This window comes from Azospira inquinata (genome assembly GCF_018905915.1).
In the GTDB taxonomy this organism is placed as follows: domain Bacteria; phylum Pseudomonadota; class Gammaproteobacteria; order Burkholderiales; family Rhodocyclaceae; genus Azospira; species Azospira inquinata.
Window position 1 is genome coordinate 2,078,704 of the sequence record NZ_CP064782.1, and the last position, 26,335, is coordinate 2,105,038.

The 26,335-nt window shown below is 62.0% G+C and carries 30 protein-coding genes; 17 read left to right on the forward strand and 13 right to left on the reverse strand.

Going from position 1 to position 26,335, the window contains the following annotated elements:
• The first annotated feature begins 151 nt into the window (after positions 1–151).
• The 3 genes from Azoinq_RS09550 (at position 152) to Azoinq_RS15110 (ending at position 3,055) form a co-directional block, all read left to right on the forward strand.
• Positions 152–1,018 (forward strand): AraC family transcriptional regulator, encoded by an 867-nt coding sequence (locus tag Azoinq_RS09550; protein ID WP_216129660.1) that lies wholly within the window; start codon positions 152–154, stop codon positions 1,016–1,018.
• A 210-nt stretch (positions 1,019–1,228) separates the two neighbouring features.
• A complete protein-coding gene (locus tag Azoinq_RS09555) occupies positions 1,229–1,996 on the forward strand; it encodes an alpha/beta fold hydrolase (RefSeq protein ID WP_216129658.1) in 768 nt (255 codons plus the stop codon).
• A gap of 78 nt (positions 1,997–2,074) precedes the next feature.
• Complete coding sequence (locus Azoinq_RS15110; RefSeq protein WP_216129656.1) at positions 2,075–3,055, forward strand: isopenicillin N synthase family dioxygenase; 981 nt, start codon at positions 2,075–2,077, stop codon at positions 3,053–3,055.
• A gap of 407 nt (positions 3,056–3,462) precedes the next feature.
• On the opposite strand, the gene Azoinq_RS15270 is transcribed toward Azoinq_RS15110, so the two are convergent.
• Together Azoinq_RS15270 and Azoinq_RS09565 are read right to left on the reverse strand one after the other, a co-directional pair.
• Positions 3,463–3,609, reverse strand: a complete 147-nt coding sequence (locus Azoinq_RS15270) for a tyrosine-type recombinase/integrase (RefSeq protein ID WP_456298640.1) — start codon at positions 3,607–3,609, stop codon at positions 3,463–3,465.
• Positions 3,606–4,022: a phage integrase N-terminal SAM-like domain-containing protein gene (locus tag Azoinq_RS09565; RefSeq protein WP_216129654.1), complete on the reverse strand. Its 417-nt coding sequence runs from the start codon at positions 4,020–4,022 to the stop codon at positions 3,606–3,608. Before Azoinq_RS09565 ends, Azoinq_RS15270 begins: the two co-directional genes overlap by 4 nt.
• Before the next feature lie 160 nt (positions 4,023–4,182).
• Here Azoinq_RS09565 and Azoinq_RS09570 point away from each other — a divergent pair, with 160 nt between their 5' ends.
• The 5 genes from Azoinq_RS09570 (at position 4,183) to sfsA (ending at position 7,621) form a co-directional block, all read left to right on the forward strand.
• Positions 4,183–4,482, forward strand: coding sequence for a hypothetical protein (locus Azoinq_RS09570; protein WP_216129653.1), 300 nt, complete (start codon positions 4,183–4,185; stop codon positions 4,480–4,482).
• 113 nt (positions 4,483–4,595) lie between these two features.
• Positions 4,596–5,345: a nucleoside 2-deoxyribosyltransferase gene (locus tag Azoinq_RS09575; RefSeq protein ID WP_216129651.1), complete on the forward strand. Its 750-nt coding sequence runs from the start codon at positions 4,596–4,598 to the stop codon at positions 5,343–5,345.
• 73 nt (positions 5,346–5,418) lie between these two features.
• On the forward strand, positions 5,419–5,979 hold the full coding sequence (locus Azoinq_RS09580; RefSeq protein ID WP_216129649.1) for a PIN domain-containing protein: 561 nt from the start codon (positions 5,419–5,421) through the stop codon (positions 5,977–5,979).
• 189 nt (positions 5,980–6,168) lie between these two features.
• Positions 6,169–6,552, forward strand: a complete 384-nt coding sequence (locus Azoinq_RS09585) for a hypothetical protein (RefSeq protein WP_216129647.1) — start codon at positions 6,169–6,171, stop codon at positions 6,550–6,552.
• A gap of 346 nt (positions 6,553–6,898) precedes the next feature.
• Entirely contained in the window at positions 6,899–7,621 is a 723-nt protein-coding gene (gene sfsA, locus Azoinq_RS09590; protein WP_216129645.1) for a DNA/RNA nuclease SfsA, read from the forward strand.
• Positions 7,622–7,820: 199 nt separating this feature from the next.
• On the opposite strand, the gene dacB is transcribed toward sfsA, so the two are convergent.
• Positions 7,821–9,287: a D-alanyl-D-alanine carboxypeptidase/D-alanyl-D-alanine endopeptidase gene (gene dacB / locus Azoinq_RS09595; protein ID WP_216129643.1), complete on the reverse strand. Its 1,467-nt coding sequence runs from the start codon at positions 9,285–9,287 to the stop codon at positions 7,821–7,823.
• A gap of 198 nt (positions 9,288–9,485) precedes the next feature.
• Between dacB and Azoinq_RS09600 the strand changes: the two genes are divergently transcribed.
• Together Azoinq_RS09600 and Azoinq_RS09605 are read left to right on the forward strand one after the other, a co-directional pair.
• Positions 9,486–10,061 carry a PilZ domain-containing protein gene (locus Azoinq_RS09600; protein WP_216129641.1) on the forward strand — a complete coding sequence of 192 codons (576 nt, stop codon included), beginning with the start codon at positions 9,486–9,488 and terminating at the stop codon, positions 10,059–10,061.
• A 37-nt stretch (positions 10,062–10,098) separates the two neighbouring features.
• Positions 10,099–11,472 carry an EAL and HDOD domain-containing protein gene (locus Azoinq_RS09605; protein WP_216129639.1) on the forward strand — a complete coding sequence of 458 codons (1,374 nt, stop codon included), beginning with the start codon at positions 10,099–10,101 and terminating at the stop codon, positions 11,470–11,472.
• Between the two features lie 91 nt (positions 11,473–11,563).
• On the opposite strand, the gene Azoinq_RS09610 is transcribed toward Azoinq_RS09605, so the two are convergent.
• Positions 11,564–12,211, reverse strand: a complete 648-nt coding sequence (locus Azoinq_RS09610; protein ID WP_216129637.1) for a hypothetical protein — start codon at positions 12,209–12,211, stop codon at positions 11,564–11,566.
• Between the two features lie 88 nt (positions 12,212–12,299).
• On the opposite strand from Azoinq_RS09610, the gene Azoinq_RS09615 reads away from it, so the two are divergent.
• The 4 genes from Azoinq_RS09615 to Azoinq_RS09630 all read left to right on the forward strand — a co-directional run bounded on the left by Azoinq_RS09615 (position 12,300) and on the right by Azoinq_RS09630 (position 16,150).
• Complete coding sequence (locus Azoinq_RS09615; protein WP_216129635.1) at positions 12,300–12,482, forward strand: hypothetical protein; 183 nt, start codon at positions 12,300–12,302, stop codon at positions 12,480–12,482.
• Positions 12,483–12,645: 163 nt separating this feature from the next.
• Positions 12,646–13,329: a response regulator transcription factor gene (locus Azoinq_RS09620; RefSeq protein ID WP_216129633.1), complete on the forward strand. Its 684-nt coding sequence runs from the start codon at positions 12,646–12,648 to the stop codon at positions 13,327–13,329.
• A gap of 3 nt (positions 13,330–13,332) precedes the next feature.
• Positions 13,333–14,517 (forward strand): HAMP domain-containing sensor histidine kinase, encoded by a 1,185-nt coding sequence (locus Azoinq_RS09625; protein ID WP_216129631.1) that lies wholly within the window; start codon positions 13,333–13,335, stop codon positions 14,515–14,517.
• 340 nt (positions 14,518–14,857) lie between these two features.
• Entirely contained in the window at positions 14,858–16,150 is a 1,293-nt protein-coding gene (locus Azoinq_RS09630; protein WP_216129629.1) for an MFS transporter, read from the forward strand.
• 322 nt (positions 16,151–16,472) lie between these two features.
• On the opposite strand, the gene Azoinq_RS09635 is transcribed toward Azoinq_RS09630, so the two are convergent.
• Together Azoinq_RS09635 and Azoinq_RS09640 are read right to left on the reverse strand one after the other, a co-directional pair.
• Positions 16,473–18,089 (reverse strand): cation acetate symporter, encoded by a 1,617-nt coding sequence (locus tag Azoinq_RS09635; protein ID WP_232368613.1) that lies wholly within the window; start codon positions 18,087–18,089, stop codon positions 16,473–16,475.
• Between the two features lie 41 nt (positions 18,090–18,130).
• Positions 18,131–18,448: a DUF485 domain-containing protein gene (locus tag Azoinq_RS09640; protein ID WP_216129625.1), complete on the reverse strand. Its 318-nt coding sequence runs from the start codon at positions 18,446–18,448 to the stop codon at positions 18,131–18,133.
• Positions 18,449–18,622: 174 nt separating this feature from the next.
• On the opposite strand from Azoinq_RS09640, the gene Azoinq_RS09645 reads away from it, so the two are divergent.
• The 3 genes from Azoinq_RS09645 (at position 18,623) to Azoinq_RS09655 (ending at position 21,265) form a co-directional block, all read left to right on the forward strand.
• A complete protein-coding gene (locus tag Azoinq_RS09645) occupies positions 18,623–19,852 on the forward strand; it encodes an MFS transporter (RefSeq protein WP_216129623.1) in 1,230 nt (409 codons plus the stop codon).
• A 180-nt stretch (positions 19,853–20,032) separates the two neighbouring features.
• Positions 20,033–20,482: a c-type cytochrome gene (locus Azoinq_RS09650; RefSeq protein WP_216129621.1), complete on the forward strand. Its 450-nt coding sequence runs from the start codon at positions 20,033–20,035 to the stop codon at positions 20,480–20,482.
• A gap of 102 nt (positions 20,483–20,584) precedes the next feature.
• Positions 20,585–21,265 (forward strand): DUF2971 domain-containing protein, encoded by a 681-nt coding sequence (locus Azoinq_RS09655; RefSeq protein WP_216129619.1) that lies wholly within the window; start codon positions 20,585–20,587, stop codon positions 21,263–21,265.
• Between the two features lie 14 nt (positions 21,266–21,279).
• Here the strand turns inward: Azoinq_RS09655 and Azoinq_RS09660 are convergent, their stop codons facing one another.
• The 7 genes from Azoinq_RS09660 to Azoinq_RS09690 form a co-directional block, all read right to left on the reverse strand.
• The gene (locus Azoinq_RS09660) at positions 21,280–21,954 is read right to left on the reverse strand and encodes an alpha/beta hydrolase (RefSeq protein ID WP_216129617.1); all 675 of its coding nucleotides are present in this window, start codon (positions 21,952–21,954) and stop codon (positions 21,280–21,282) included.
• Between the two features lie 226 nt (positions 21,955–22,180).
• A complete protein-coding gene (locus Azoinq_RS09665) occupies positions 22,181–22,756 on the reverse strand; it encodes a YceI family protein (RefSeq protein ID WP_216129615.1) in 576 nt (191 codons plus the stop codon).
• 43 nt (positions 22,757–22,799) lie between these two features.
• A complete protein-coding gene (locus tag Azoinq_RS09670; protein WP_216129613.1) occupies positions 22,800–23,408 on the reverse strand; it encodes a YceI family protein in 609 nt (202 codons plus the stop codon).
• Between the two features lie 31 nt (positions 23,409–23,439).
• The gene (locus tag Azoinq_RS09675) at positions 23,440–23,976 is read right to left on the reverse strand and encodes a cytochrome b (RefSeq protein WP_216129611.1); all 537 of its coding nucleotides are present in this window, start codon (positions 23,974–23,976) and stop codon (positions 23,440–23,442) included.
• A 35-nt stretch (positions 23,977–24,011) separates the two neighbouring features.
• A complete protein-coding gene (locus Azoinq_RS09680) occupies positions 24,012–24,812 on the reverse strand; it encodes a 2-keto-4-pentenoate hydratase (RefSeq protein ID WP_216129609.1) in 801 nt (266 codons plus the stop codon).
• A gap of 20 nt (positions 24,813–24,832) precedes the next feature.
• Positions 24,833–25,669, reverse strand: coding sequence for a DODA-type extradiol aromatic ring-opening family dioxygenase (locus tag Azoinq_RS09685; RefSeq protein ID WP_216129607.1), 837 nt, complete (start codon positions 25,667–25,669; stop codon positions 24,833–24,835).
• 35 nt (positions 25,670–25,704) lie between these two features.
• Entirely contained in the window at positions 25,705–26,334 is a 630-nt protein-coding gene (locus Azoinq_RS09690; RefSeq protein WP_216129605.1) for an NADPH-dependent F420 reductase, read from the reverse strand.
• Position 26,335: the final 1 nt, after the last annotated feature.

Below are 26,335 nucleotides of genomic sequence, written 5' to 3' on the forward strand. Positions count from 1 at the left end.
AAGGCCTGTTTGTTTTTCCGGGCATGAATCGGGCGGTATTGGGGGCGGGAAAGCGGGTGCTCCTGGCCTTTCCCCGCCCAATAGAGCAATTTCGGTCAGGCTAGGCAGGTGCGGGCGGCCCATAGTGGGGACCGTGCAAACCGGAGTGAGGATGAACGTGGAGAAGGCCGAGAATTATGCCAAGCGCTTTAATCGGGTGCTTGATTACATTGAACAGCATGTGGCCGAGCCCCTGAGTCTGGAGCAGCTCTGTCAGGTGGCCCATTTCTCCAAGTTTCATTTTCACCGCCAGTTTGCCGATTACCTGGGCATCCCGGTCGCCCGCTACATTTTGCTGTTGCGCTTGAAACAGGCCTCCTACCGGCTGGTGTTCGAGCCCCGCAGCAAAGTGATCGACGTCGCCCTGGATGCGGGTTTTGAAAATCCGGAATCCTTCGCCCGTGCCTTTCGCCATGTGTTTGGAACCTCCCCCTCGGGGTTCCGTAAAAAACCGGATTGGGAGGCCTGGCACGGCGCGTTTCGCTTCCGCTTACCGAAAAGGAATCAGCCTGTGTCTGTGGAAATTGTGGATTTTCCTGCTACCCGGATTGGGGTGAAGGAGCATTGGGGCCCGGTGGCCCAACTGAATTACGCGGTGGGCCAGTTCATTGAATGGCGCAAAACCTCCGGCCTGTCTCCCAAGGAGAGCTGCCGGACCTTCGGCATTGCCTATGAAAACCCGGAGACGGTGGAACCGGCCCGCTTCCATTTCGAGGTGGGGGGCGAAGTCCATGGGGCCATTCCCCCCAATCCCCAGGGGGTGGTCGGCAAGCTCATTCCCGGCGGGCGCTGCGCCAAGGTGCGCCATTTCGGCTCCCATGACCGGATCGGCGACAGCATCTATCCCCTGTATCGGGACTGGTTGCCCGGGAGCGGGGCGGAGCTGCGGGACTTCCCCCTCTTTTTCCACTACCTCAACCTGATCCCGGAAACCCCGGAAGGAGAGCTGATCACGGACATTTATCTGCCCCTGGTCTAGGCGCTTTGCCCGTTTCCAGAAGGGCGGGCGGTGATCCGAAAGCCCCGGCGCCATGCTTGGCCCCGGGGCTTTTTGTTATCCGAAGGTCTGGGGCCGCCCCGGCGAGCGCTGCGATTTTTAGATCACCCCGCTCATTTTTCTCTGCTATTCGGCATCAGGTGAGGCGGGGTAGAGTGGTGCCATTCCTTCTTTACCGAGCCCTTGCCCGCCATGACTGCCCTCCCTGTCCGCCCCCCTCTCTTGCTCATCCACGGTGCCTGGCAAGGTTCCTGGGTGTGGGAGGCGTTCCAGCCCCTGCTGGCCGATCTGGGCTGGGACAGCCACGCCGTGGATTTGCCCGGTAACGGCTGCGATGACACGCCCCCGGAGGCGGTGAATCTGGCGGCCTATGTGGATCACTGCGCCGCCTGGGTGGATCAGCAGCCCGGACCGGTGGTGGTGGTGGGCCACAGCGGCGGCGCCGTTGTCGCCTCCCAGCTGGCGGAAGCCCGGCCCCACAAGGTGGCGGCCCTGGTCTATCTGGCGGGCATTATGCTGCCCAGCGACGTGCCCTTCGGCCAGCTGGTCCAGGAAGTCCTGCCCCAGCATCCGGAAGCCGTGGGCATCAACGCCTATCTGGAGTGGTCGGCGGATCGGCGCCTGAGCTGGGTGCCCCCGGCCGCCGCCCGGGAAATTTTTCTCCATGACTGCCCTCCGGTGGTGGCGGAGCGGGCTTCCACCCGCTTCGTGCCCCAGCCCACGGACGGCCTGATTATTACCCCCCACCTGACCGATCAGGGCTGGGGGGCCATTCCTCGGCTTTATGTGGAAGCCCTCCACGACCGTTCCGTGATCCTGCCCCTGCAACGGCGGATGCAGGCCCTCTGCCCGGGTACCCGGCGCCTTTCCCTGCCCACGGGTCACGCGCCCCAGGTGGCGGCCCCCACCCAACTGGCCAATCTGCTCGGGGAGGCCCTGCCCGGGCTCCTCAAGCCCTAACCCTTTTCGCTGTACCGCCCCATCTCGGGAGGGATGGGACGGATTTGACCTCCACTATGGACAACAAGGAAAACTCTCATGGTGCTCTACACAACCCCCAAGAAACCGGACCGGATTCCCGTGATTGATCTGGCCCAAAGCTTTAGCGACAATCTGACCGACCGCCAGGCGGTGGCCGCTGAGCTGCGCACCGCCGCCCTGGACACGGGCTTTTTCTACGTGGCCAACCACGGGGTGCCCCAGGACCTGATTCAGAACCAGTTCCTCTGGTCCAAGCGTTTTTTTGACCAGCCCCTGGCGGACAAAAACGCCATCGACCTCTACAAATCCCATTCCCGGGCCGGTTACGAGCCCATGGCGGGCCAATCCCTGGACGCGGATTCCCCTCCCGACCTGAAGGAAAGCTTTTACTGCGGCGAGGAATTGCCCGACGACCATCCCCTGGCCCGGGCCGGGGTGCGGGGCTTTGGCCACAACCAATGGCCGGCGGCCCTGCCCGGTTTCCGGGAACAGATGCTGGCCTACCAGGAGGCGGTGAAATCCCTGGGCCACCATCTCATGGGCCTGCTGGCCTTGTCCCTGGAGCTGCCGGAGGACTACTTCGCCCCCTTCTTCACCGAGCCCATGAGCAATCTGCGCCTCATCAAATACCCGCCCCACCCGGACAACGCCGCCTTTAACCAGATCGGCGCCGGGGCCCATACGGACTGGGGTGGCCTGACCCTGTTGATGCAGGATAGCGCCGGCGGCCTGGAAGTGGAAGACGTGAACGGCAACTGGCTCTCCGCCCCCCCCATTCCCGGCACCTACGTGATCAACCTGGGGGATTTGATCCAAAAATGGACCAACGACCACTACCGCTCCAACTTCCACCGGGTGCGTAACGGGGTGTCCGGCGGCGACCGCTACTCCATCCCCTTCTTCTACAGCCCCAACCCGGTCGCCGTGATCGAGTGCATCCCCACCTGCACCGACGCCGCCCACCCGGCCAAGCACGTTCCCTGCACCTGCAAGGAACACATGGACGCCCGCTGGAAGGAAACCTACGGGAAGATGTAAGGCGTAAAAGCCATAGAAAAAAGCCGGACGACGTGGGTCGTCCGGCTTTTGTTTTTTGGTGAGGGAAAGCGCATGTCTTGGCGGGAAGCCCCAGAGGCGGGCAGTTTCCGTTTCCCCGAAGCCAAAACTTGATGGTCCTGGGCGCGATGATGGTGAGGAACATTACCCACAGTCGACCAATTGCGGACATTGGCCTGGGGCTTGGAGCAGTCTGCATTTCGGCCTCAGCGGTCATTGGCATTTCCTACAGGAAATAGCCGCTGTGCTTCACTTACCGGTCATTGAGGTACCTAGATGATGGTCACTACGAAGCCATGCCTAAAGCGGGGCAGCCCCACCCCGATGCGGAAGAAGGGACACAGGAAGAACGGAAGGGCAGGGCGCTTGTTGGTTAGGCAGGTAAGGCATCAGCTATTTGGATCGGGCAATGAGTCCATGGGGCTGCGGACGCCATTTCCGGCAATCTTAAGAACGTGGGTGTAAATCATCGTTGTGGCGACGTCGCTGTGGCCCAACAATTCCTGCACGCTGCGGATGTCGTAACCAGCCTTCAAGACCTGGGTGGCAAACGAGTGTCGAAGGGTGTGGGGTGTATGCGCGCCACCTCCTCCGGCGACAAGACCACCGGTAGGCGCCGTGTCGTTCTCGGCCGGCCGATTTCCGCCATCCAAGGGAGATCGATGCCGAGTACCTTGCCGTAGAAGAAGAGCAGCGCGGACAACGCCTGTTTATGGGTGGAGGCTGCCACGTTCTTGGTGGAGGTCAGCCAGGAGAGAAATGCCTCCACCTCAGGGACGCCCATCGACGCGGGGTGGCGCAACCGATGAAAGCGGATAAACAACCTTACCCAATAGACATACACCTCTTCGGTCCGTATGCTGTAGTGGGAATAGCGAATGCGCTCACGCAACTGATCGAGCACTTTTGTGGACTGCAAAGGAGGTAAAGGGGATGTGCCGCTTTTCATGGCTGTTTAATACTGTATTAAAATACAGAATAGTCACTGGGTTTCCCCTTTTCAAGGCGTTCGTCACCTGGCCCGGCCAAATAAGTTAGGGCGCAAAACTGCTCCCTAAATCAAAGTTAGCGCGCTTACGCAACAACTTAATTCTTTGGAGAGAAAGAAGATGTTCAAGGTAACTGGCTCGGCGTATATCGAGGTGGATATCCATGGCAACGCAGAGAAGCAGCAGATAAGCGGATCGGAGTTTGTCTTAGAAGCAGACAACTGGCGTAATCTTGGTGATGGCGACCGTCAATATGAAGTGCTGTTTATTTACCACGGCGAAGAATTTGAAATTTCATTCCAGGCAACATACCTTCAAGGCACCGTCAACTGTTATGAATTGAGCGCGGAAGGAAATGTAACGATCGTAGAAGACGATATCGATGTTGAATATATTGGTAGTGATGAAGAGGACGACTGATAGCTATCAGTCGTCGCGCGCTAACAACTCGTCCAAGCGGACGTGCAAAAAGTGCACGCCGCTTAACTCAAGCGTTAGCCCTAAAGGTCATGACAATGGATAAGTGTTTTGTAATGCAACCCTTCGATGGCGGCGTCTTCGACAAGAGATACGAGGATGTCTTCACCCACGCAATAAAGGATGCCGGCCTAGACCCATATCGCGTCGACCAGGATCCGAAGGTGAGCATACCGATCCGGGATATTGAATCTGGGATTCGTGACTCACGAATCTGCTTTGCCGAGATAACTCTCGACAACCCCAACGTTTGGTTTGAATTGGGCTATGCCATTGCCGCCGGAAAGGAAGTTGTGATGGTCTGCTCGTCCGAGCGAACGACCAAATTCCCTTTCGATGTTCAGCACCGATCCATCATTCGTTACTCAACTGACTCTGTACGCGACTTTGAATTGCTTCGAAAGCAAATTGCCACAAAGATCAAAGCGATCCTCCATCGAGAGGAGCAATTGCCGAAAGTTACCGAGCTTGCGAAGCTCAACAAGATCGAGGGGCTAGATCAACACGAAATCGTTTGCCTTGCGGCCCTTGCGGAGAACCTCGATCACCCCGACGACCATGCGTCCGCGTTCCAGATCAAGCGCGACATGGAGCGAAGTGGATTTACAAAGATTGCAACCACTGTTGCCGTAAAGAGCCTCATACAAAAGGAACTGATCTCGTACTCCCGCTACGACAACTTCGATGGGGATTCCTACATTGGTTACACCCCTACCGAGAAGGGCTGGGCGTGGGTTTTGCAAAACCAAAACCGTTTCATGTTGCGGCAGCCGGAAAAGAAAGAAGACAATGACATTCCATTTTAGTGCTAACCCATCATTCAGTTGGACCTGCGCGAAAAGCCTCGCAGGCCGGTGAGTTCAGACGTTATATTTCAAAATGACATCGGCTGAGCGAATTCAATCAGTAATCCTCGATACGAACATCCTCTTTCGTGATTTTAAGCTAAGCGGATACAACCTTCGCAAGCTCATAAAAACAAAATATCTTTACTCATTTGATCTGTGCATCCCCGAAGTTGTGCATGATGAATGCATTGGAAATTACATTGCCGAGAGCAAGCTTCGCTCAGAGAGACTAGTTAAAACCATTAATGAGTTAAATGAACTCCTACCCTATCGCGATCGTATTAGAAATGAAATTTTCAATCGTAAGACAAATGACTGCGTAAAAAAACAAAAATCTAGGCTAAGGAGGTTTATAAAAGACAACAAGATAAACTTGCTAAGTTATCCCGAAGTCTCCCACAAAGACATTGTGGAAAAAATGTATGAAAAGAATCAGCCATTCAATAACGGCAGCAACAATAGCTCAGAAAAGGGATATAAAGATTATTTAATAGCAGAGTCCGTAAGAGATTACATCAAGAATAACAATATTAAAGAACGGACGATTTTAGTAACCAACAATATCAAAGATTTTATCGAGCCAGGTAGCTAAATAGAAAAAGATAAAGCGGTTCCGCTGGCTAAAAACTTCGGTCTTAATTCTGTTTATGTCACTACATCACTAACAGTTCTCTTTGACGAACTTAAGCAAAATCTCAAAGGAAAGAACGCGCACTCAATTTCGGCAAGCACTCATAGCCTAACGCAAGGTTTTGAAAAAGCAATAGCCAGTGAATATTGGATGCTTGAATTTGAAATATTTGGAATCAACGCTTTCGATGTTCGCGCCGAAAAGATAACTTGCGAGATAGCTGACCATGCAATTGAAACATATGAAGAGGCTGACATTCTTGAGATCTCTGGAATAATAAAGATATCTATTGCCTGTTCATTTAAAATTGACGACTACGACGCCTATCACCTTGACGAAAAATTTCCGTTCTCAGACCAAGTACAAGAACGAGTTAGGTCAAAAAAACTATCGCCAAAAGATGACTGGACTGAGAGTTTCAAAAACCTTGAGTACAAAGGCGATTTTATCTTCAACTATATTGATTTTGACTACAGCAAAAACAACTTTCCCGAGATAATTGGCCCTACGTTTCTTACTGTCTCAAAAATATAACATGGCGCTCAACCCCGCTCGTTTCTGTCGCTGGACGCTGCGCGATAAAGCCGCGCCGCTCACCTCCTCGTTACTGAACGTCCGCTTGTCGCTGCTTTGCTGACCAATTAGCCGGCTTCGCTGATGACGGCTATGGCCGAATTGCTGGCCTACATCAGACTCTGAAAGGCCATCTGCTTTGGGTGGTTTCCGGCCAGTGATCCGATTACGGTGCTTCGGATCGGGTAGTCATGAGTGAAGGAGACCCGACTTACTATCCGCCCTTCCCTCAGCCCCGGTGTAGACTGGCGTCCTTCCTCATTCTTCCCCTTCCGGGCCGCCTTCCCCCCGGCCCGCCGCTCCTGCCATGCTTTTCCCCCACCCCCTAGTCGAAGGCCGCCTGTTGCGGCGTTATCAGCGTTTTCTGGCGGATGTGCGCCTGGGGGACGGGCAGGTGGTGACGGCCCACTGTCCCAATACGGGCTCCATGCTGGGCTGCAAAACGCCGGAAAGCCGGGTCTGGCTGTCTCCGGCGGATAACCCCAAGCGCAAGCTGGCCTGGACCTGGGAGATTGTGGAGGCGGATGGGGTGTTGGTGGGGCTCCACACCGGGCGCAGCAACGGTCTGGTGGCGGAGGCTATTACCGCCCAGGTGGTGCCGGAACTGGCCGGTTACGCCAGCCTGCGGGGGGAAGTGCCCTACGGGGGCGACAACGGCAAGGGGGGCTTTCGGAGCCGTATTGACCTGTTGCTGGAAGACCCGGCCCGGCCCCCCTGCTACGTGGAGGTGAAAAACGTCACCGCCGCCGTTGAGGGCGGGGAGGGCTTTTTCCCCGATGCGGTGACGGCCCGGGGCGCCAAGCACCTGCGGGAAATGATGGAGGAGGTGGCCCGGGGCCATCGGGCGGTGATGTTTTTCTGCGTCCAGCGGGGGGATGTGGCCCGGGTGCGCCCCGCCGACCACATTGACCCGGAATATGGCCGCACCCTGCGTCAGGCCTTGGCCGCCGGGGTGGAAGCCCTGGCCTGGGGGGCGGAGGTCAGCCCCACGGGGATTCGTCTGGTGCGGCCTTTGCCCGTGGTGGTGTAGGGACGGGGGCCGTTGGATGAAGAGACCGGCTAAGGGCCGAGGGGCTCGGGACAGGGTGGGGCGGTGGATAACCCCCAGGGGAAAACGTTGAGTCCCCGCCGCTTTAACTTAGCAATCAGTCAGGGGGCTGGCACCCTCCCGGTCAGGCGGTGCGGGGCGGTTTCCTCCGTCCTGTGGTCAGGAACACCTGCCCCGCCCCCTAGGGACGGTCGCCCTGGGCTAGGGTCCAGTCTAGCAGGGCCTGGGCCGCGTTCCAGCCGGCACCGGCCTTGGGGTCGTTGATGAGCATGACCACCGCCCAGTTCCGACCCCGCCGGTCCGTCAGATAGCCGGCCCAGGCCCGGGCGTTGGACAGGGAGCCGGTCTTCAGGTGGGCCCGCCCGGCGAAATCCCGATCCTTGAAACGGCGCCGCAGGGTGCCGTCCTGCCCGGCCAAGGGCAGGGAGGCGGTGAATTCGGGCTGCACCGGGCTGTGCCAGGCCTGCACCAGCAGGCGCAGCAGGCTGCCGGTGCCGATGCGTTCGTCCCGAGAGAGGCCGGAACCGTTATCCAGCACCAGCTCGGGCATGGCCAGACCGTTGTCTCTGAGCCAGGCGCCGATGCGCTGGCGCGCCCCTTCCGGGGTGGCCGGGGTCTGGCCGCTGGCGTCGTCCCCCCGGCCCAGGGTGAGAAAAATCTGCCGGGCCATGACGTTATTGCTGAATTTGTTGATTTCCCGGATCACCTCGGCCAGGCTGGGGGAGGTGGTGGTGGTGAGGGGCAGGGCCTGGGGCGGGGTGGTGCCGCTCCGAACCCGGCCCAGGAAGCGTCCCCCCAGTTCCTGCCACAGGGCGCGGAACATGGCTTCCACATAGGCATTGCTGTCCAAGGGCGAAAGAAAGAGGGGCTTGGGGCCGCAGGCCAGGGGGAAGGCGCCCCCCACGTCCAGGGTGGCGCTGGCGGGGCGGTAGTCGATGACCAGCTTTTCCCGCCAGTCGCCGCATTCGCCAAAATCCGGGGCCACGTGGAGGCGCACGGAGAGGCCAGCCAGGGGCGTTTCCAGGGTCTGGATCAGGCGGCCATGGGCCGGGTCCGGTTCCAGGCTGATGCGCAGGGACTGGAGATTGAGGAGCAGGGCGTCCGGGCCCACGTTATAGGGGCGCAGGGGCTCGTGGTCGAAGGCGGCGGGATCATGGGGGGGCAGGCGGTAGGCACTCCGATCCAGTACCAGATCCCCTTGCAGGGTTTCCACGCCCCGGGCCCGCAGTTGCCGCAGCAGCAGCCAGAAGCGCTCCTGGGTCAGGGCCGGATCGCCGCTGCCCCGCAGATAAAGATTGCCCGCCAGGGTGCCGTTGGCCGGGGGAGTGTCCGCCAGCAGGGCGGTTTCCCAGGTGTAGGCAGGGCCTAAGAGGCGCAGGGCGCTGTAGGTGGTGACCAGCTTCATCACCGAGGCCGGGTTAAAGGGCTGGGCCGTATTCCAGGCCAGGGATGGCCGGGGCCCATCCACCGCCTGGACCGCCAGCCCCACATGGGCGGTGGGAATGCCCGCCTGGCGCAGGGCGGCGGCCACCGGGGGCGGCAGGGTGTCGGCCGGGGCGGTCAGGGGCAGGAGGGCAAAGGCCAGCAGCAGGCCGATTCGGCCAAGCAGGCGGCGGGGGCGGGGAGAGGCAGACGGAGTGGAAACCATGGGCGGCGACGGGGAGTGGGGCACCGCCCCGTCCCGCGCCGAGGGCGTCCCAGGGGGCGCCGCCGGGACGATACGGGGCGGTACGGCGTATCTGTTTGGAATAAAAGGCTTTTGCCCGGATGGCCGGCGTGACGGCAGCTGCACCGGAGTCTCCGGAGGCAGGCATAATAACGCGAAAAACAGGGAGCCTCCGCCACCATGCAAGAACAGCGTCGTCATCCACGTATCCGCTTTTTCCAGCCCCTGCCGGCCTCCGTGGGCCGCAGCGGCAAAATCCTGCGGGCGGAACTCCATAATCTTTCCCTGGGCGGGGTGCTGCTGCGCACCGACCTGCCCCTGGGCGCTGGGGACCGGTTCGGCCTGGAATTTGCCCTCCAGGGCCTGGGCCTGGATCTGGCCCCGGTGGCGGTGAACCGGCTAGGGGAACTGATCGGCGCCCGCTTCGAGACCGGGCCCGTATCCCAGCATCTGCTGGAAGTAGCCATGGCCGACGCCTTAAACAAAGGGGTGGCTTCCGTCCTCTCCCTCCACACCCTGGAGGGCCGCAAGGTGATGCGCATTGCCGGGGCCCTCAATCTCTCCCTACGCAACGATTTCATGTTCAGCCTGGAAAAGATGGGGGTGGCGGAAATCGACCTGTCCGAGGTGAGCCTGGTGGACCCGGACGGGCTGGCCCTGTGCGTGGTGGCGGCGGAAAAATACCATGTTCAGGTATCCCGCCTGTCCCCCGTGGTGGCGGCCCGCTGGCCCGGTACGGGGGAGGTTCGTCCGTGAGGTGGGATCGGGACGCCAGGAGAAAAAGGAGCGGGCTATGAGCGGATTTCTTTCCCGTTGGTGGGGGAAGGGGGAGGCCGATGGGGCGGCGGACCGGGGTCCGGTGACCCAGCCCGGCACCCCGGAAGCAGAGGCGCCGAAATCAGCGGCTCCCGCTGCCTCCGCCTCTGCCCGGTCCCCCCGCTCCAGCGCCGCTTTTGTGCGCCGGGAGGCGGTGATTAGCCGCAATCAGCGCATTGCGGGCTTTGAATTCAGCCTGGGCCAGGTGGCCAAGGAGGCTCCGGCTCTGCCGGACGATGCCCTGCTGGAAGAGCTGGCCCTGGCCGCCGGGGAAGACGGGGCCCTGGGGGCCCGTCTGGCCTTTGTCCCCGTGGCCCTGCCTGCCCTGTCCTCGCCCCACCTGTCCCGCCTGCCCCCGGAAAACGTGGTGCTCATGCTGGGCCTGCCCCGCAATCTCCAGCATCTGCCCGATTTCGTCCCCGCTGCCCTGGCCCGCTTGCGGGATCAGGGCTTTCGCCTGGGTATGTACGTGCCTCCGGCAAAGGAGGTGATGGCGGCCTGCCGACCCTGTCTGGATTTTATTGCCATCGATGTCACCGCCTTCGACGGGGAGCGGCTGCGCAATATGGCCTACGGTCTGAAGACGGTGGATGACCATCCCTTGGAGATCATTGCCTGGGGCCTGGGCACGGTGGAGGAATTCAGCCTCTGCTTCCAGCGGGGTTTTGATTATTTCCAGGGCCCCGCCGTGTCCCTGCGGGAGTCCTGGAAACCGGGCAAGGGGGCCGCTTCCCGGATGCGGGTGGTGCAGCTCCTCAACCAGGTGCGCAATAACGCGGAAATCATGGAACTGGCGGAAACCCTGAAGCAGGACCCCCTGCTTTCCTTCCGCATCCTGCGCTACATCAATTCTCCGGGCATCGGCCTCAGTACCCCGGTGGCTTCCATCAAACACGCCCTGGTGGTGCTGGGCCGGGACCGGTTCTATCGCTGGCTGTCCCTCCTGCTTTTCACCCCCCAGGAAGACAATTTCGGGGAATGGCTGATGGTGGAAAGCGCCCTGACCCGGGGGCGTCTCATGGAACTCCTGGGCCAGTCCCGCTTTCCCGAGGAGCAGCGGGATCACCTCTTCCTGGCCGGTTCCTTTTCCCTCCTGGATAAGCTCTTGCAGCTGCCCATGGACAAGGTGGTGGCCCAGCTCACCCTGCCTCCCACCGTGGCCGCCCTGTTGCTGCGCCGGGAAGGGCCCTTGGCCCCCTGGCTGGCCCTGGTGGAAGCCTGCGAGGGCCGGGACGGGGAAGCCATGGAACAGGCCGCCCGGGCCGTGGGCTGCGATCCGGGCAAGACCAACCGGGCCCTGCTGGCCGCCATGGCCTGGGCCCACCAAGTGGGGGACGTGGGGGCGGAGTAGGGGCGGCTATTTTCTCCGGGATCGGCGCGGTCCTGGGGCGGCAATAAAAAAGGGGGCGATTGCCCCCTTTTTTATTGCCCAAAAATCGGCTTTAGACCTTGGTGCTCACCACATTTCCCGACAGGGAGCCGCCACCGGGCATCTGGCTGCTGAGGGCAGAAAGGAAATCGCTGAGGGAGCCGCCACCGCTGATCCCCAGGGCGCTTTCCAGGGAAGAAAAGCTGGATTCCAGGGAGGACAGGGTGCTGTCCGTGCTGGTGCTGGAGGAGGTGGAAGAACTGTCAGAACTGGAAGCGCTCAGTTGGGAGAGCAGGCTTTGCAGGTCGGAAGCCATGTCCGGATGGTGATGGTGGCCGGTACCGCTGACGCTGTTGTCCTGATCCCCGTCGCTATCTGTGCTGGAGGAATTGCTGGCGCTGCTCTGGGCATGGAGGGCGGCCATCAGGTTTTGCATGAAGCTAGACAGGGCCTGGGACACATCCGTGGTACCCGAGGTGCTGTCGCTGGAAGAAGCGCTGGCGCTGCTGGTGGAGCTATCCGTGGTGTCGGAGGAAGAGCTGCTGCTGGCGATCTGCTGTAGTGCCTTCATGATGGCGTCCACCAGGCCGCCTCCGGGAGGGGGCGGGGGTTGATCCACGCTGCCCGTGCTGGAGGTGCTGGACGTACCGCTGACGCTGCTGAGCTTGCTGATCTGGACCCACCAGTTGCTGCTGGAAGTAACGGAGCTAATGCTGCTCATGTTGGCTCTCCTTGATTCAGGTTGAAAGTGTTCCCCCGGGGGATGACCGTTCTTTGCCGGTGTCCGTCCTGGTGAGAGGAAACCGGGCTTGGTGGAGACTAATAGGCAATATTTCGGCCTGAATCGGGAGGAAATTTGGCCTGTTTTGGTTAAGCCGGTTAAAAAATTGTTAACAAAATTCCCATGTGTGGCCAGCGAGCGGGAAAAATCGCAGGGAAAAGGTACGGATTTTGTGAAAAACTGGTGTTTGCCCCTGATTTTTGCGATGTAAATGGAAAAAATGGCCGCTTTCGGCAAATATTGCCGCTTTGCCTGCCTGGGGCGGGGGCAAGTGTAAAAACTTCTAAAGATTGGCTTTACCGCCTGATGCGGTCAGGGAGCTTGGCTATCATTCCCCCAGACAAGATTGAGCCAAGAGGGGAAGCGGGCAAGCCATGAGCAAGGTTTTACTGGTGGACGACGACGTGGAATTGGTGGATATGCTCAAGGAGTATCTGAGCATCGAGGGCTTTGCCGTGGACACGGCCTATAGCGGGGAAGTGGGGCTGGCCCGGGCGATCAGCGGGGAATATTCCCTGGTGGTGCTGGATGTGATGATGCCCCGTATGAGCGGTATTGAGGTGCTCAAACACCTGCGCCAGCGCAGCTCCCTGCCCGTGCTCATGCTAACCGCCAAGGGGGATGATGCCAGCCGCATCACGGGCCTGGAGCTGGGGGCGGACGACTACGTGCCCAAGCCCTGCACGGCCCGGGAACTGACCGCCCGCATCCGGGCCATTCTGCGCCGCACGGAACCGGCGGAGGGGGAAAACCCGGCGGTGATCCAGGCCGGGGATCTGCTCCTCTGGCCGGAACAGCGCAAAGCCCAGTGGCGGGGCGCCCCCCTCAATCTCACTAGCACGGAGTTCAATTTGCTGGAGGTACTGGCCCGGGAGGCGGGGCGCATTGTGAGCAAAAAAAGCCTCTCGGAAGTAGGGCTGGGGCGGCCCCTGAATAAATTTGATCGAAGCATCGAAGTGCACCTGAGCCGCATCCGGGAAAAGCTGGGGCCCCTGGCCGATGGCCGCTCCTGCATCCAGACCGTGTTTCGCCAGGGTTACCAGCTAATCCGGGAGTGAGCCGTGGGGCGCCTGTTCTGGAAATTTTTTGCCGCGATCCTGGTGACCCAAATGCTCACCGTGGGGGCCGTGGGCTTTCTCTTCTGGCTCCACGAACCGGGGCGCCACATGCTCCGCCAGATGCCGCCCCCGGGGGGGGAACCCATGCCCCTGCCCGGTCGGCGCCCCTTTCTTTTTGAAGAATCCCACCCGCCACCCCTGCCCCCCTACCCTGGGGAGCGGCCTCCCCGGCATCGGGACTTCCCCCTGCTGCCCCTGGGAGTGGGGGTGGTGTTCGGCCTGATTTTCGCCTTTCTCCTGGCCCGCAATATGGCCAAGCCCATCGAGGGCCTGCGTCGGGCCCTGGGGGCGGTGGCCAAGGGCCGCTTCGACGTGCGCCTGGGCCCCGCATTACAGGGGCGGCGAGACGAGCTGGCCCAACTCAGCCGGGATTTTGACCGCACGGCGGAGCAGCTGGATGTGCTGCTCAACAGCCAGCGCCGCCTGCTCCACGACGTGTCCCACGAAATCCGCTCGCCCCTGGCCCGCATCCAGCTGGCCATTGACCTGGCCCAACAGCAGCCGGACAAGGAAGGGGCCAGCCTGGTACGTATCCAGCGGGAGTCGGAGCGCATCGAGCGGCTAGTGGATGAACTCCTCACCCTTTCCCGCCTGGAAGTGGGGGCCTATCCCCTCCATCTGGAGCCGGTGGATGTGGGGGACCTGCTCCGGGATGTGGCGGCGGATGCGGCCTTTGAAGCAGAGCGGCGCCACTGCCGGGTGAGCCTGGAAGTGGCCGGGGACATGACCGTTTCCGGTTGCCCCGAACTGCTGCTGCGGGCCTTTGAAAACGTAATCCGCAACGCCATCCGCTACACCTTCGACGGTACGGAGGTAGGGGTCCAGGCTCGCCGGGAGGGGGACCGGCTGGTGGTGGAGGTGGCGGACGACGGCCCGGGCATACCGGAGGCCGCCCTCAAATCCATATTCGATCCCTTCGTCCGTTTCCGGGAAGACCGGGGGCGGCGGGATGGGGACGAACAGTCGGGCTACGGCCTGGGCCTGGCCATCACCCAGCAGGTGATTCAGGCCCATGGGGGCACCATCCAGGGGGGCAACCGGCGCAGCGGCGGTCTGGTGATCCGCATCGAATTACCCGTCCGGGAATCGGGAGCGGCAGACCGGGACGAGGTGGGGCAAAGGGCCTGATCCCGGGCAGAAACAGTGGAACTTGGGGCGGAAGCCCGACCGTTTAGCCTGCTGCCGACCGCAACCGCAACTGCAACTGCAACTGCAACTGCAACTGCAACTGCAACCGCAACCGCAACCGCAACCGCAACCGCAACCGCAACCCGCAACCCGCAACCCGCAACCCGCAACCCGCAACCCGCAACCCGCAACCCGCAACCCGCAACCCCAGCCCCCACCGAAAGGGCCGGGGAGAGACGGAAAGCCCGCCTTTCCGTTAAGCTTGCTCCGGCCAGACTTAGGAACGGAATTTTTTACCCCCGTCCGGGTCTTCCCTTCACCATCCCGCGCCGGAATACCCATGCCCCGTTTCCCCGTTCCCCGCCCCCATGGGGCCGCCCCTGCTTCCTTCCATTACGCCTGGGTGGTGGTGGCCGTCACCTTTCTGGTGATGTTGGTAACTGCCGGCACCCGGGCCACCCCCAGTGTGCTCATGGTGCCCCTGGAGCAGGCCTTCGGCTGGAGCCGGAGCACCATTTCCCTGGCCCTTTCCGTGAATCTGGCCCTGTTTGGGCTGGTGGGGCCCTTTGCTGCGGCGGCCATGATCCGTTTCGGCCTGCGCCGCACCGTGCTCCTGGCCCTGGGCCTGCTGGCCGTTGCCGTGGCCGCATCCGGCTGGATGGCGGAGCGCTGGCAGCTGGGCCTGTCCTGGGGCCTGTTGGTGGGCAGCGCCACCGGGGTGACGGCCATGACCCTGGGGGCCTCCGTGGTCAATCGCTGGTTCGTTACCCGGCGGGGGCTGGCCATGGGCCTGCTGACCGCCAGCTCGGCGGCGGGCCAGCTGGTCTTTTTGCCCGCCCTGGCCTGGGTGGTGGAGCGCTATGGCTGGCAGACCGTGGTTTGGACCGTGGCCCTGGCGGTGGCCGTCGTGTTGCCTTTGGTGTACGCCCTGTTGCCGGAATCACCGGCGGCGGTGGGCCTGGCCCCCTATGGGGCGGACCCGGGGGCGGAGGAGGGGGCCCCGGCCAGCCGCCAGCATCCCGTGGCCCTGGCTTTTTCTGCTTTGGCCCGGGCGGTGCGGGTGCCCGATTTCTGGCTGCTGTTTTTCAGCTTTTTTATCTGCGGCGCCACTACCAATGGCTATATCGGCACCCATTTCATTGCCATGTGCTCGGACAACGGCCTGAGCCAGATCAAGGGGGCGGGCATGCTGGCGGCCATGGGGGTATTGGATCTGCTGGGCACCACCCTGTCCGGCTGGCTGTCGGATCGTTGGAATAACCGCTATCTGCTGTGCTGGTACTACGGCCTGCGGGGCCTGGCCCTCATCTATCTGCCCCTGGCCTTCGGCATCACCTACTTCGGCCTGCCCCTGTTTGCCCTGTTCTACGGCCTGGACTGGGTGGCCACCGTGCCCCCCACGGTGCGCCTGACCCATCAGGTCTTCGGTGCCAAGGACGCCCCGGTGGTGTTCGGCTGGATTGTGGCCGGTCACCAGCTGGGAGCCGCTTTTGCCGCCCTCCTGGGAGGCCTGCTGCGCAGTTCCCTGGGCAATTACACCCTGGCCACCATGATGGCGGGCGGGCTGGGACTGGTGGCAGCGGTGCTGGTGCTGCGCATCGGCCACCAGCACCGGGTCCCTGCCCAGGCCTGATGCCAGGGCAGGGGCTGTAGGGGACAGGTGGGACTGGCGGGAGACGGCGGCCAGTTTCTGAGGGGAACGGGGGGGGAATGACGCCCCAACCCTCGCTTCCCGCCCCTCCGCCCCTCCGCCTCCCGCCTCCCAGTCCCCCCTACCAGCCAGGGGTGTTCGTAGCGCAGTCTGGGGGTAGGGGCACCCGTCCCCCCTTCTTGTCCCACGGAAAATCCCCGGAACATCCCCACCCCTCTCCGGAAAGCAGGCAAAAAAAACCCGGGCACGGGGCCCGGGCGGGAGGACCGAAATTGCTTTCGGTTTGGGGTCGGAATCTTTTGCCTTAGTGGCTGCTCGCCGCGGCGGCGCCAATGCCCGTTTCGGAGCGGATTTCCTGGTCTTCGTAGCTTTCCCGTTCTTTCCGGGCCTGGGCGCTTTGGTCCAGGATGGAAAACAGCCAGATGCCGATGAAGCCCGCTGCCATGGAGAACAGGGCCGGGGAGGTGTAGGGGAAGATTTCCTTGGCGTTCCCCAGCACATCCACCCAGATGGACTTGGACAGCACCGTCAGCACCACGGCGGTGATCAGGCCCAGGAAGCCACCGTAGAAGGCGCCCTTGGTGGTGCAGTTCTTCCACAGTACGGACATGAAGAGCACCGGGAAGTTGGCGGAGGCGGCGATGGCGAAGGCCAGGGACACCATGAAGGCCACGTTCTGCTTCTCGAAGACGATGCCCAGCACCACCGCCACAATGCCCAGGGCAATGGTGGTGATCTTGGACACCCGCATTTCCGCAGCACCGTCCGCCTTGCCCTGGCAGAACACGGAGGCGTACAGGTCGTGGGACACCGCCGTGGCACCGGACAGGGTCAGACCGGCGACCACCGCCAGGATGGTGGCGAAGGCGACGGCGGAGATGAAGCCCAGGAACACGTTGCCGCCCACCGCATTGGCCAGGTGGATAGCCGCCATGTTGCCGCCGCCGATGAGACCGCCCTTGTCATCCAGGAACTGGGGATTGGTACCCACCAGCACGATGGCGCCGAAGCCGATGATGAAGGTCAGGATGTAGAAGTAGCCAATCCAGGTGGTGGCCCAGAACACGGACTTCCGGGCTTCCTTGGCATCCGGCACGGTGAAGAAGCGCATCAGGATGTGGGGCAGACCGGCGGTACCGAACATCAGGGCCATGCCGAAGGAGATGGCAGAGATGGGGTCCTTGATGAAGGTGCCCGGGCCCATGATGGCGTCGTGCTTTTTATGGACTTCCACGGCCTTGGCAAAGAGGGCTTCCGGGCTCATGTGGAAGGCGGCCAGGACCATGAAGGCCATGAAGGAGGCGCCAGCCAGGAGCAGGCAGGCCTTGATGATCTGCACCCAGGTGGTGGCGGTCATGCCACCGAAGAGCACGTAGATCATCATCAGGGCGCCCACGATCACTACCGCGTAGGTGTAGTCCAGGCCGAAGAGCAGCTTGATCAGCTGGCCCGCACCCACCATCTGGGCGATCAGGTAGAAAGCCACCACCACCAGGGTGCCGGAGGCCGCCAGGGCCCGGATGGGCTTGGCCTGGAAGCGGTAGGCCGCCACGTCGGCAAAGGTGAATTTGCCCAGGTTACGCAGCCGTTCCGCCATGAGGAACATGATCACGGGCCAGCCCACCAGGAAGCCGATGGAGTAGATCAGGCCGTCGTAGCCGTTGGAGAACACGGCGGCGGAAATCCCCAGGAAGGAAGCGGCGGACATGTAGTCCCCGGCGATGGCCAGACCGTTCTGGAAGCCGGTGATGCCCCCTCCGGCGGTGTAGAAGTCCGCCGCCGTCTTGGTCCGGCCCGCCGCCCACTTGGTAATGAACAGGGTGAGGAGAACGAAGGCGCCGAACATGATAATGGCCGTCCAGTTGGTGGCCTGCTTCACGGTCTGGCCTTCAATGGCCGAGGCCCAGACCGGGGAGCTCATAAGCCCCAGCAGGGCCAGAGAGAGACTGGTGGTCAGTTTTTTCATTTATTCATCTCCTCCTGGACGATTTGTTCGGTCAGGGCGTCAAACTCGCTGTTGGCGCGGCGCACGTACAAACCGGTAATGAGAATGGTGAAAACGATGATGCCCACGCCCACCGGAATGCCCAGGGTCATGACCCCGGTATCCGAGAGTTTCTGGGCCAGGATGCCCTTGTCGAAGGCGATGGTCAGGATGTAGCCGTAATAGACGACCAGGGTAATCACCGTCAGTAGCCAGCCGAAGCTGTTGCGCTTGTTTTTCAGCTCGTGGAACTTCGGGTTGGCCCGAATGCGCCGTGAAAGCTCTTCTTGGTTCATTTGTCTCCTCCTAATAATCCGGAAAAAACCGGCGGGAATCCGGCTTTACGGAATGCACTATGGGGCTGGATACTTACAACCGGCTTACTGAAAAACGGCGGAGAAACAGGGGCCTGGCGCCGTTACATTTGGCCCCTTGTCGCCATGGGGCGGCCACGCTACCCTTGCCCTCCCATGGCCTTTCCCAACTTCCTCCGCGCTCTGCGCAGCTATAACTACCGGTGCTATTTCCTGGGCCAGCTGGTGTCCATGGCGGGCACCTGGATGCAGCAGATCGCCATGAGTTGGCTGGCCTACCGGCTCACCGGTTCCGCCGCCCTGCTGGGCACCATCGGCTTTGCCAGCCAGTTGCCCATCCTCCTGTTCGGCGCCCTGGGGGGGGTCTGGTCTGACCGCTTTGACCGGCGCCGGGTGCTGTTGTGGACCCAGTCTCTCTCCATGATCCAGGCCCTGGCCCTCGCCCTGCTGACTTGGAAAGGCTGGATCAACGCTCCCCTGCTGGTGCTGCTGGCCTTCGGCCTGGGCTGTATCAATGCCCTGGATATGCCCGCCCGCCAGTCCATTGCGGTGAAGCTGGTGGATGACAAGGACGATCTGCCCAACGCTATCGCCCTCAATTCTTTCATGATGAATTCCACCCGCTTCGTCGGCCCGGCCCTGGCGGGATTTCTCATCGCCCTCACCGGGGAAGTGGTCTGCTTTCTGCTCAACGCCCTGTCCTATCTGGCGGTGATCCTGGCCCTCCTGGCCATGCACTGGCGCCCCCTACCGGTCCAGGGGGAGCGGCAGGAAACCTGGGCGGCCCTGCGCCAGGGCGTGGACTATTGCCGGGGCCACCGGCCCATTCGCAGCCTGCTTCTGATCGTGGCGGCGGTAAGTTTCTTCATTACCCCCTACGGGGTGCTCATGCCCCTGGTGACCCGGGAAATTTTTGGTGGCGATGCCCGTATCTTCGGCCTGCTGGTGGGTTTTGGCGGGGTCGGTGCCCTGGGGGCCAGTCTCTATCTGGCCAGCCGGGCTGGGGTGGATGAATTACCCCGTACCCTGGCCTTCTCCGTGCCTCTGGCCGGGGTGGCCCTGACCGCCTTTATTCTTTCCCCCTCCCTGTTTCTGGCCTATCCGGCGGTGATGCTCCTGGGGTTCTGCACCATCGTCACCGTGGCGGGCAGCAATACCCTGATCCAGTTCCACGTCAGCGACGCCCTGCGGGGTCGGGTCATGGCCCTCTTTTCCATCGCCTTCCTGGGGGTCGCCCCCCTGGGCAGTCTGGCCATCGGTCTGGTGGCGGAGGCCCTGGGGGTGCGGATTACCCTGGCGGCTTGCGGCCTACTGATCCTGGCCGGTTGCCTGATCTGGGGACGGCGTCTGGGCCGGGAGGTGGAATGTCTGCCCCCCCAAGCCTGATGCCTCCTGGGGCCCGGTCAGTTGCCCGGCAGCCAGACGGGCTAGGATCGGAAAAAGCGCTTGATGTGGATGGTTTGACCACCCCGGTGGGCCCCTGGTTTTTCTCCCGGTCGGGGAGGCGGCGGTTGCCGCCCCCGACCCTTGTCCGTTTCTTGTTTGCGTAAAGGATAGCGTTACACCATGTCTTATCGCTTGCTTGCCTCCGCCCTGGTCGCCGCCTCCCTCCTGGCCGCCTGCGGCGAACCCCAGGACACCCGCCCCGGCCAGCCCGTGGCCCACCGCCAGGCGGCCTTTAAAGCCATTCTTAAGGCTTTTGAACCCATGGGGGTGATGTTGCGGGACGACAAATACGACGCCGACCGTTTCCTCACCCTGTCCAAGACCCTGGCGGCCAATGCTCCCAAACCCTGGGATTATTTCCGCCCGGACACCAATTACCCCCCCACCCACGCCACCGCCGACGTGTGGAGCAATACGGCCAAATTTAACCAGGAGCGCCAGGAATTTCTGGACGCCACCGCCCGCCTGGCCCAGGTGGCGGAGACCAAGGATCTGGATAAGATCAAACCCGCCTACAAAGCGGTCCACAACGCCTGCCAGGAATGCCACAAGGAATTCAAGAAGCGCTGATTTCCCCGGATCGGGGAACAAAAAACCGCCGCCTCCCCAGGGAGTGCGGCGGTTTTTTTATGCTAAGTTAATTCCTCTTTGACGGAACCGAGGCGTTGAGTAATGCGTGTTTATTACTTTACGAAAGCATCAAATGCGATAGATGATATTAGAAACCAACACATTAAGTTGTCGCGGTTTTCTGAGGTAAATGATGTCTATGAATTGCTTTCTGTTGCTGTTGATGAGGAGCGGGAAAATGTAAGGAATGCCTTGCTATCGGCGAAGGAAGATAATGATAAAGGTTGTGCTTTTGTGAGTTTCTCTGAGTGTTTTGATAATCCGCTAATGTGGGGACATTACGCTGACAAATTCCGGGGAATTTGTTTAGGGTTTGAGTGCTCCAGCGATTTTCTTGAGCAAATGGAGTACAAAAGTGGTTGCCCAGAAGTGGACTGGGATTTGCAGATGACTATAGACAGAATACTGAAATTAAGAGAATTACTACGTAGGACTAAGTTTGTCGATTGGCACTATGAGCGGGAGTGGCGTTGCTTTGTAAGTCTTCCTGAAGAATGTGATTTGTCGCAGGAAGACTCTATGCTATTTATGAAGTTTCCTGAAGGTATGAGGCTTTGCGAAGTCATTCTAGGCTGTTATTGCGAGGAGAGTGCGCAATACATTAAAAAGACCCTGGAAGAAATTGGCCTATTGCCGAGCGTTGAAATTTTTAAATCTAAAATTTCATTCCGAGATTTTAAAATTCAGAAAGAAAAAGTAGATTGGGATGCTTTGAAGGAATGAATTATTCTCCTTCTTCATAGGATGCTATCCACCCAGTCCCGGAAATCCTCCACCATCCGGGGGGTGATTTCGTGGTCCGCCGGGTAGAGGTGGGTGCCGTGTTCCAGTTGCAGGCGATGCAGCAGGGCGTCGGCCTTGAGGGCCCAGGTGACGGGGAGCTTGCTGTCCTGGCGGCCGTGGGCGACGAAGGCCTGGAGGTGGGCCAGGGCTTCCGGGGGGGCCAGTTCCTTTTCGATTTCCGGCAGGATGCGTCCGGACAGGCAGGCGAAGCCTGCGACCCGCTGGGGCCGGGTGAGGGCCAGGCTGGCGCTCATGATGCCCCCCTGGCTGAAACCGGCGATGAGGGTTTGCTCCGGCTTTAGGCCGTAGCGGCGTTGCCATTCCTGGATGAACTGGTCCAGCTTCAAGCGGCTGGCGTCCGCCTGGCCCGGATCGATATGGGGGCCGTCACTATGAAATTGCACGGTGAACCAGCCGAACTGGCCCGGGGCCAGGAGAAAGGGGGCGCGCACCAGGGCAATGGCCAGGGTGGGGTCCAGACAGTTGGCCAGGGCGGCCAGGCTGGTTTCGTTGCCGCCCACCCCGTGGAGGAGCAGTACGCCGCCCCGGGGGCGCTGGGGCACGGGCAGGTGCTGGCGATAGTGCAGGGTGAGGTCGGAGACCGGTTCGGAAAAGTGGGACTGGGGCATGGCTGTTCTCGCGGGGCGCGGTGCCCGAGGGGCCCGGCCGGGTTTTTTTGTGTATTCGGGCGGCCTGTCCGCCGGGCGCCGGCGCTTTCCCCTGGGGAAGGCGGTGCGGAGGGCATTTTAGGCTGGTTTGGGTAGGGGGGGAAATGGCAGGGTCCGGGGGCGGCGGGAGAACAGCCGCCGCCCCCGGGGGGAACCCGCCCGGGAGGGCGGGCCAGGGCGTGGGCCCTTATTCGTGCACCGCTTCCACGGCGATATCCAGGGTCACTTCGTCGCTCACGTAGGGGGCGTACTTGCCGGCGTTGAACTCGGTGCGCTTGATTACCGTAGAGGCGTTGGCGCCGCAGGCTTCCTTCTTCAGCATGGGATGGGGCATGCACTTGAAGGAGGTGACGGTGAGGGTGACCGGCTTGGTGATGCCCTTGATGGTCAGATTGCCGTCCACAGCCACCACTTTGTCCCCGTCAAACTTGACCTTGGAGGACTTGAAGGTGGCGGTGGGGTACTTGGCCGTATCCAGGAAATCTTCCCCTTGGATGTGGCCGTTGAAGACGCTGTAGCCCGTATCCACGGACTTCATGTCGATGGTCACATCCACGCTGCCGGTCTTGGCCGCCCGGTCGATGGTGATTTTGCCGCTGGTCTTGTCAAAGCGGGAGAGCTGGGTGGAATAGCCGAAGTGGCTGTAGGAAAAGCGGGGGAAGGTGTGGGTGGTGTCGATGATGAAGGTGTCCGGCGCGGCCAGGGCAGGCAGGGCGGTGGCGGCAAAGGCGGTGGCGAGGGCGAGTTGGGTGAAACGTTTCATGGGGTTTTCTCCTAGGGGTAAAAAAATTATGGTGATGACGGGATTACTTCTTGGCCGGAGAACCGCCGGCCAGCAGGTGAACCTTGATCTGGATGTCGTTGGCAACGGTGCTGAAATCGGCCCATTCCCCTTCGCCCAGGCCGAAATCGGCCCGCTTCAGGACAAAGCCGCCGTCAAAGGCCCCTTGGGCCCCCTGGGCCGTGAAGGTGAAGGGGGCCGCCACCGGGCGGCTGCGGCCCTTGATGGTCAGGTTGCCGGCGACCTGATAGCGGTTGCCCCCCAGGGCTTTGATGCCCGTGGAGACGAACTTGGCTTGGGGAAAGGCTTTGGCGTTGAACCAGTTTTTGCCCACCACTTCCCCGTTGGCCTCGGCGGAACCGGCGTCAATGCTGGCGATATCCACGGTAAAGGCGGCATGGCCCGCTTCCGGCTTGGCCGGGTTGAAGTCGATCTGGGCGGCAAAGCGGTTGAATTTGCCTTCCACCGGCACATTCATTTGCTTGAAGACAAAGCCCAGGTGGCTTTGGGCGGGCTGGACGGCGTTGTAGGTGACGGCCGGGGCGGCCTGGGCCGTGCCCATCACCATGGGGGTCAGGGGCAGGGCAGCCAGGGCGGCGGCCAGCATCAGAGCGTTGGGGGTAAAGCGGATCATTTTGTTCTCCTTTTAAAGATGGCCGTGCTTACTACTTGTGGAAGGGCAGCATGCGGGTCAGCACGTCGTCCTTATCCACCAGGTGGTGCTTGATGGCGGCGCCCGCGTGGCCGGCCACCAGGGCGATCATGAGAAAGTTCAGGGCTTCATGGACTTCCTTCAGCTGATCCCCCAGGGTGGGGTTCTTGGCCAGCAGATCGGGCAGGGGGACTAGACCCAGATAGACGGTCTGAAAGCCCTTGGCGGAACTCATCAGCCAGCCCGTGAGGGGAATGGCGAACATGAGCAGGTAGAGCAGGTGATGCATCCCTTCCGCCGCCACCCGTTGCCACAGGGGCATGGTCAGGGGCAGGACTGGGGGACGGTGGGTGAGGCGCCAGAGTATGCGGATCAGGGCCAGGAGGAAGACGGTGACGCCGACCCACTTGTGGTAGGAGTAAATCTTCAGCTTCCAGGGGCTGAGGGGCAGGTCGTGCATATAGACGCCGACCACGAAGGCGCCCAGCATGCCCAGGGCCACCAGCCAGTGCAGGGCGATGGCGGGAGCGGTATAGCGTTGATGGGTCATGATTTCTCCAGGGGTAAAGGGGATAAGGGTTGTGGTTATGAGGTGGCGCCAAAGGTACAGCGCACCTGGCCCAGGCGGGGGGAACTCAGGGTAATGGTGTCCCCTGCCTGGACGTCGAAAGCCGGGGTGACGGCCCCGGCAAAGACCAGGGAGGCCGGGGGCAGGCTTTGTCCCCGCCCTGCCAGATGGCGGACCAGGGTGGCCAGGGCCGCCGCCGGATGGCCCAGTACATCGGCCCCCACACCGGAGGCTAGGGGCTGGCCGTTCCGCCCCAGGCTCAGGGCTTCTGCCTCCAGCCGGTCCGGGTGGCCCAGGTCCCCCAGGGGTACCCCTTGCCCCAGCACGTAGGCGCCGGAGGAGCAGTTGTCCGCCACCACGGAGGGCAGGTCGAAGCGGTAGCCCGGGTAGCGGGAATCCACGATCTCGATGCCCAGGGCCACCTGGGCCACCGCGTTCAGGGCGGTGGCCGGCGTGCAGTCCGGGGCCGCCAGGGGGGCGCCGGTGATAAAGCAGATTTCCCCTTCTACCCGGGGCTGGATCAGCTGCCCGGGGGGCAGGGTGCCTCCGTTTTCCAGAGCCCAGCCGACGGCGAGAAAGCCGAAGATGGGCTGATCCACCCCGGCCTGGCGCATTTTGACGGCGGAGGTGAGCCCAGCCTTGCGTCCCCCCAGCTGTTCACCCTCCGCCAGGGTCTGGGCCAGGAGCTGGTCCTGGATGGCGTAGGCCTGATCCAGGGTGAGTCCCGGGTCCAGCTCGGTGAGCTTGGGCCCGGTACGGCCTTGGCTGCGGCGGTCCCAGAGTTCCTGGGTGAGGGCGGTGAGGGTGGGGGGCATCATGGGCTTTCTGGATAAAAAGCTTAGGCTAGGTCCACCGCGCTGGTTTGACCAGCCCCGGCTTGGAGCTGGCCCAGGTCGGGCCCGGGGCCGAAGCGGTAGGCGTCCATGCTCAACATGCCGTATTCGATGCCCCCTTCCAGGCGTAGGACCTGGGTCCATTCCGGCCCGGCGGCGCCCAGGGCGAAAAAGAGGGGCAGCAGGTGTTCCTCCGTGGGATGGGCCCGTACCGCTTCCGGAGCCAGCCGGCGATAGTCCAGCAGGGACTCCAGGTCCCCCGCCGCCATGGTCCGGGCCAGCCATTCCGCAAAGGCGGGCACATAGGCCAGGGTGCCCCCCATGCCCATACGGAAATCGTAAAGGTTATGGGTGATGCCGCCGGTGCCCAGGAGCAGGACGCCTTGCTTGCCCAGGGGGGCCAGGGCCTGGCCCAGGGCATAGGTGGCCCGGGGATCCATGTCCGGGGTGAGGGAGACCTGGAAGACCGGAATGTCATGGTCCGGATACAGATGCATGAGCACCACCCAGGCGCCATGGTCCAGGCCCCGCTGAAGATTGGCCCTGGCCGGAATCCCGGCGGCTTGCAGGAGGGTCAGGGCATCGGCGCCGACGCCCGGAGCGCCGGGGGCCGGATACTGGAGCTGGTACAGGACTTCGGGAAAGCCGCCAAAATCGTGGATGGTATCCGGACGGGCCGTCAGGCCCACTTCTACCTGCCGGGTCTGCCAGTGGGGGGAGACCACCAGGATGGCCCGGGGCCGTTCCAGTTGGTGGCCCAGGGCGTGGAGCAGGGGGCCGACCCGGCCCGGTTCCAGGGCGAAGGTGGGGGAACCGTGGGAGACGAAGAGGCTGGGGAGCATGGTGGCGTCCTTTCCGGAAGGTCCGTGGGGCAGGCTTACTGGCGGCTGATCCAGGTGGGGGCGATGGCCGTGCCCTGGCCTGCCCCATAGCCGAAATAGATGTTGAGCCCGGCCAGAGGTTCCAGGTAGCGGGCGTTTTTCAGGCCGCCGGCGGCCACCGGGCGAAAGCCCAGGCTTTCGATCAGTACCCGCACCGTTTCCCGGGCCCGCTCGCTGTCTCCGGCGTAGAACACTGGCACCACCTGGCCATTGCCGAAATCCGGCCCTTCTTCCAGGACCTGGGCGAACACCGTGTTGAAGGCCTTGACCACCTGGGCACCGGGCAGGGCCTTGGCGATTTCCTCGGCGGCGGAGGTGCTGTGGCCCAGGGTCAGGCCCATGAAGTCCGCCGTCAGGGGATTGGTGATATCCACCACCACCTTACCCGTCAGGTCTCCCAGCGCCCCCAGGGCCGGCAGGGCTTCCGGATAGCCGGTGGCCACAATGATCACTTCGGCCTTGGCGGCGGCTTCCCCAGCCGCTACCGCCGTGGCCCCCACCCGGGCGGCTAGGGCCGTGGCCTTATCCGGATGCCGGCCGACGATGTGGAGCCGGTGTCCGGCTTTGCTGATCTGTTTGGCCAGGCCGGAAGCCATATTGCCGGTGCCCAGGATAACGATGTTCATG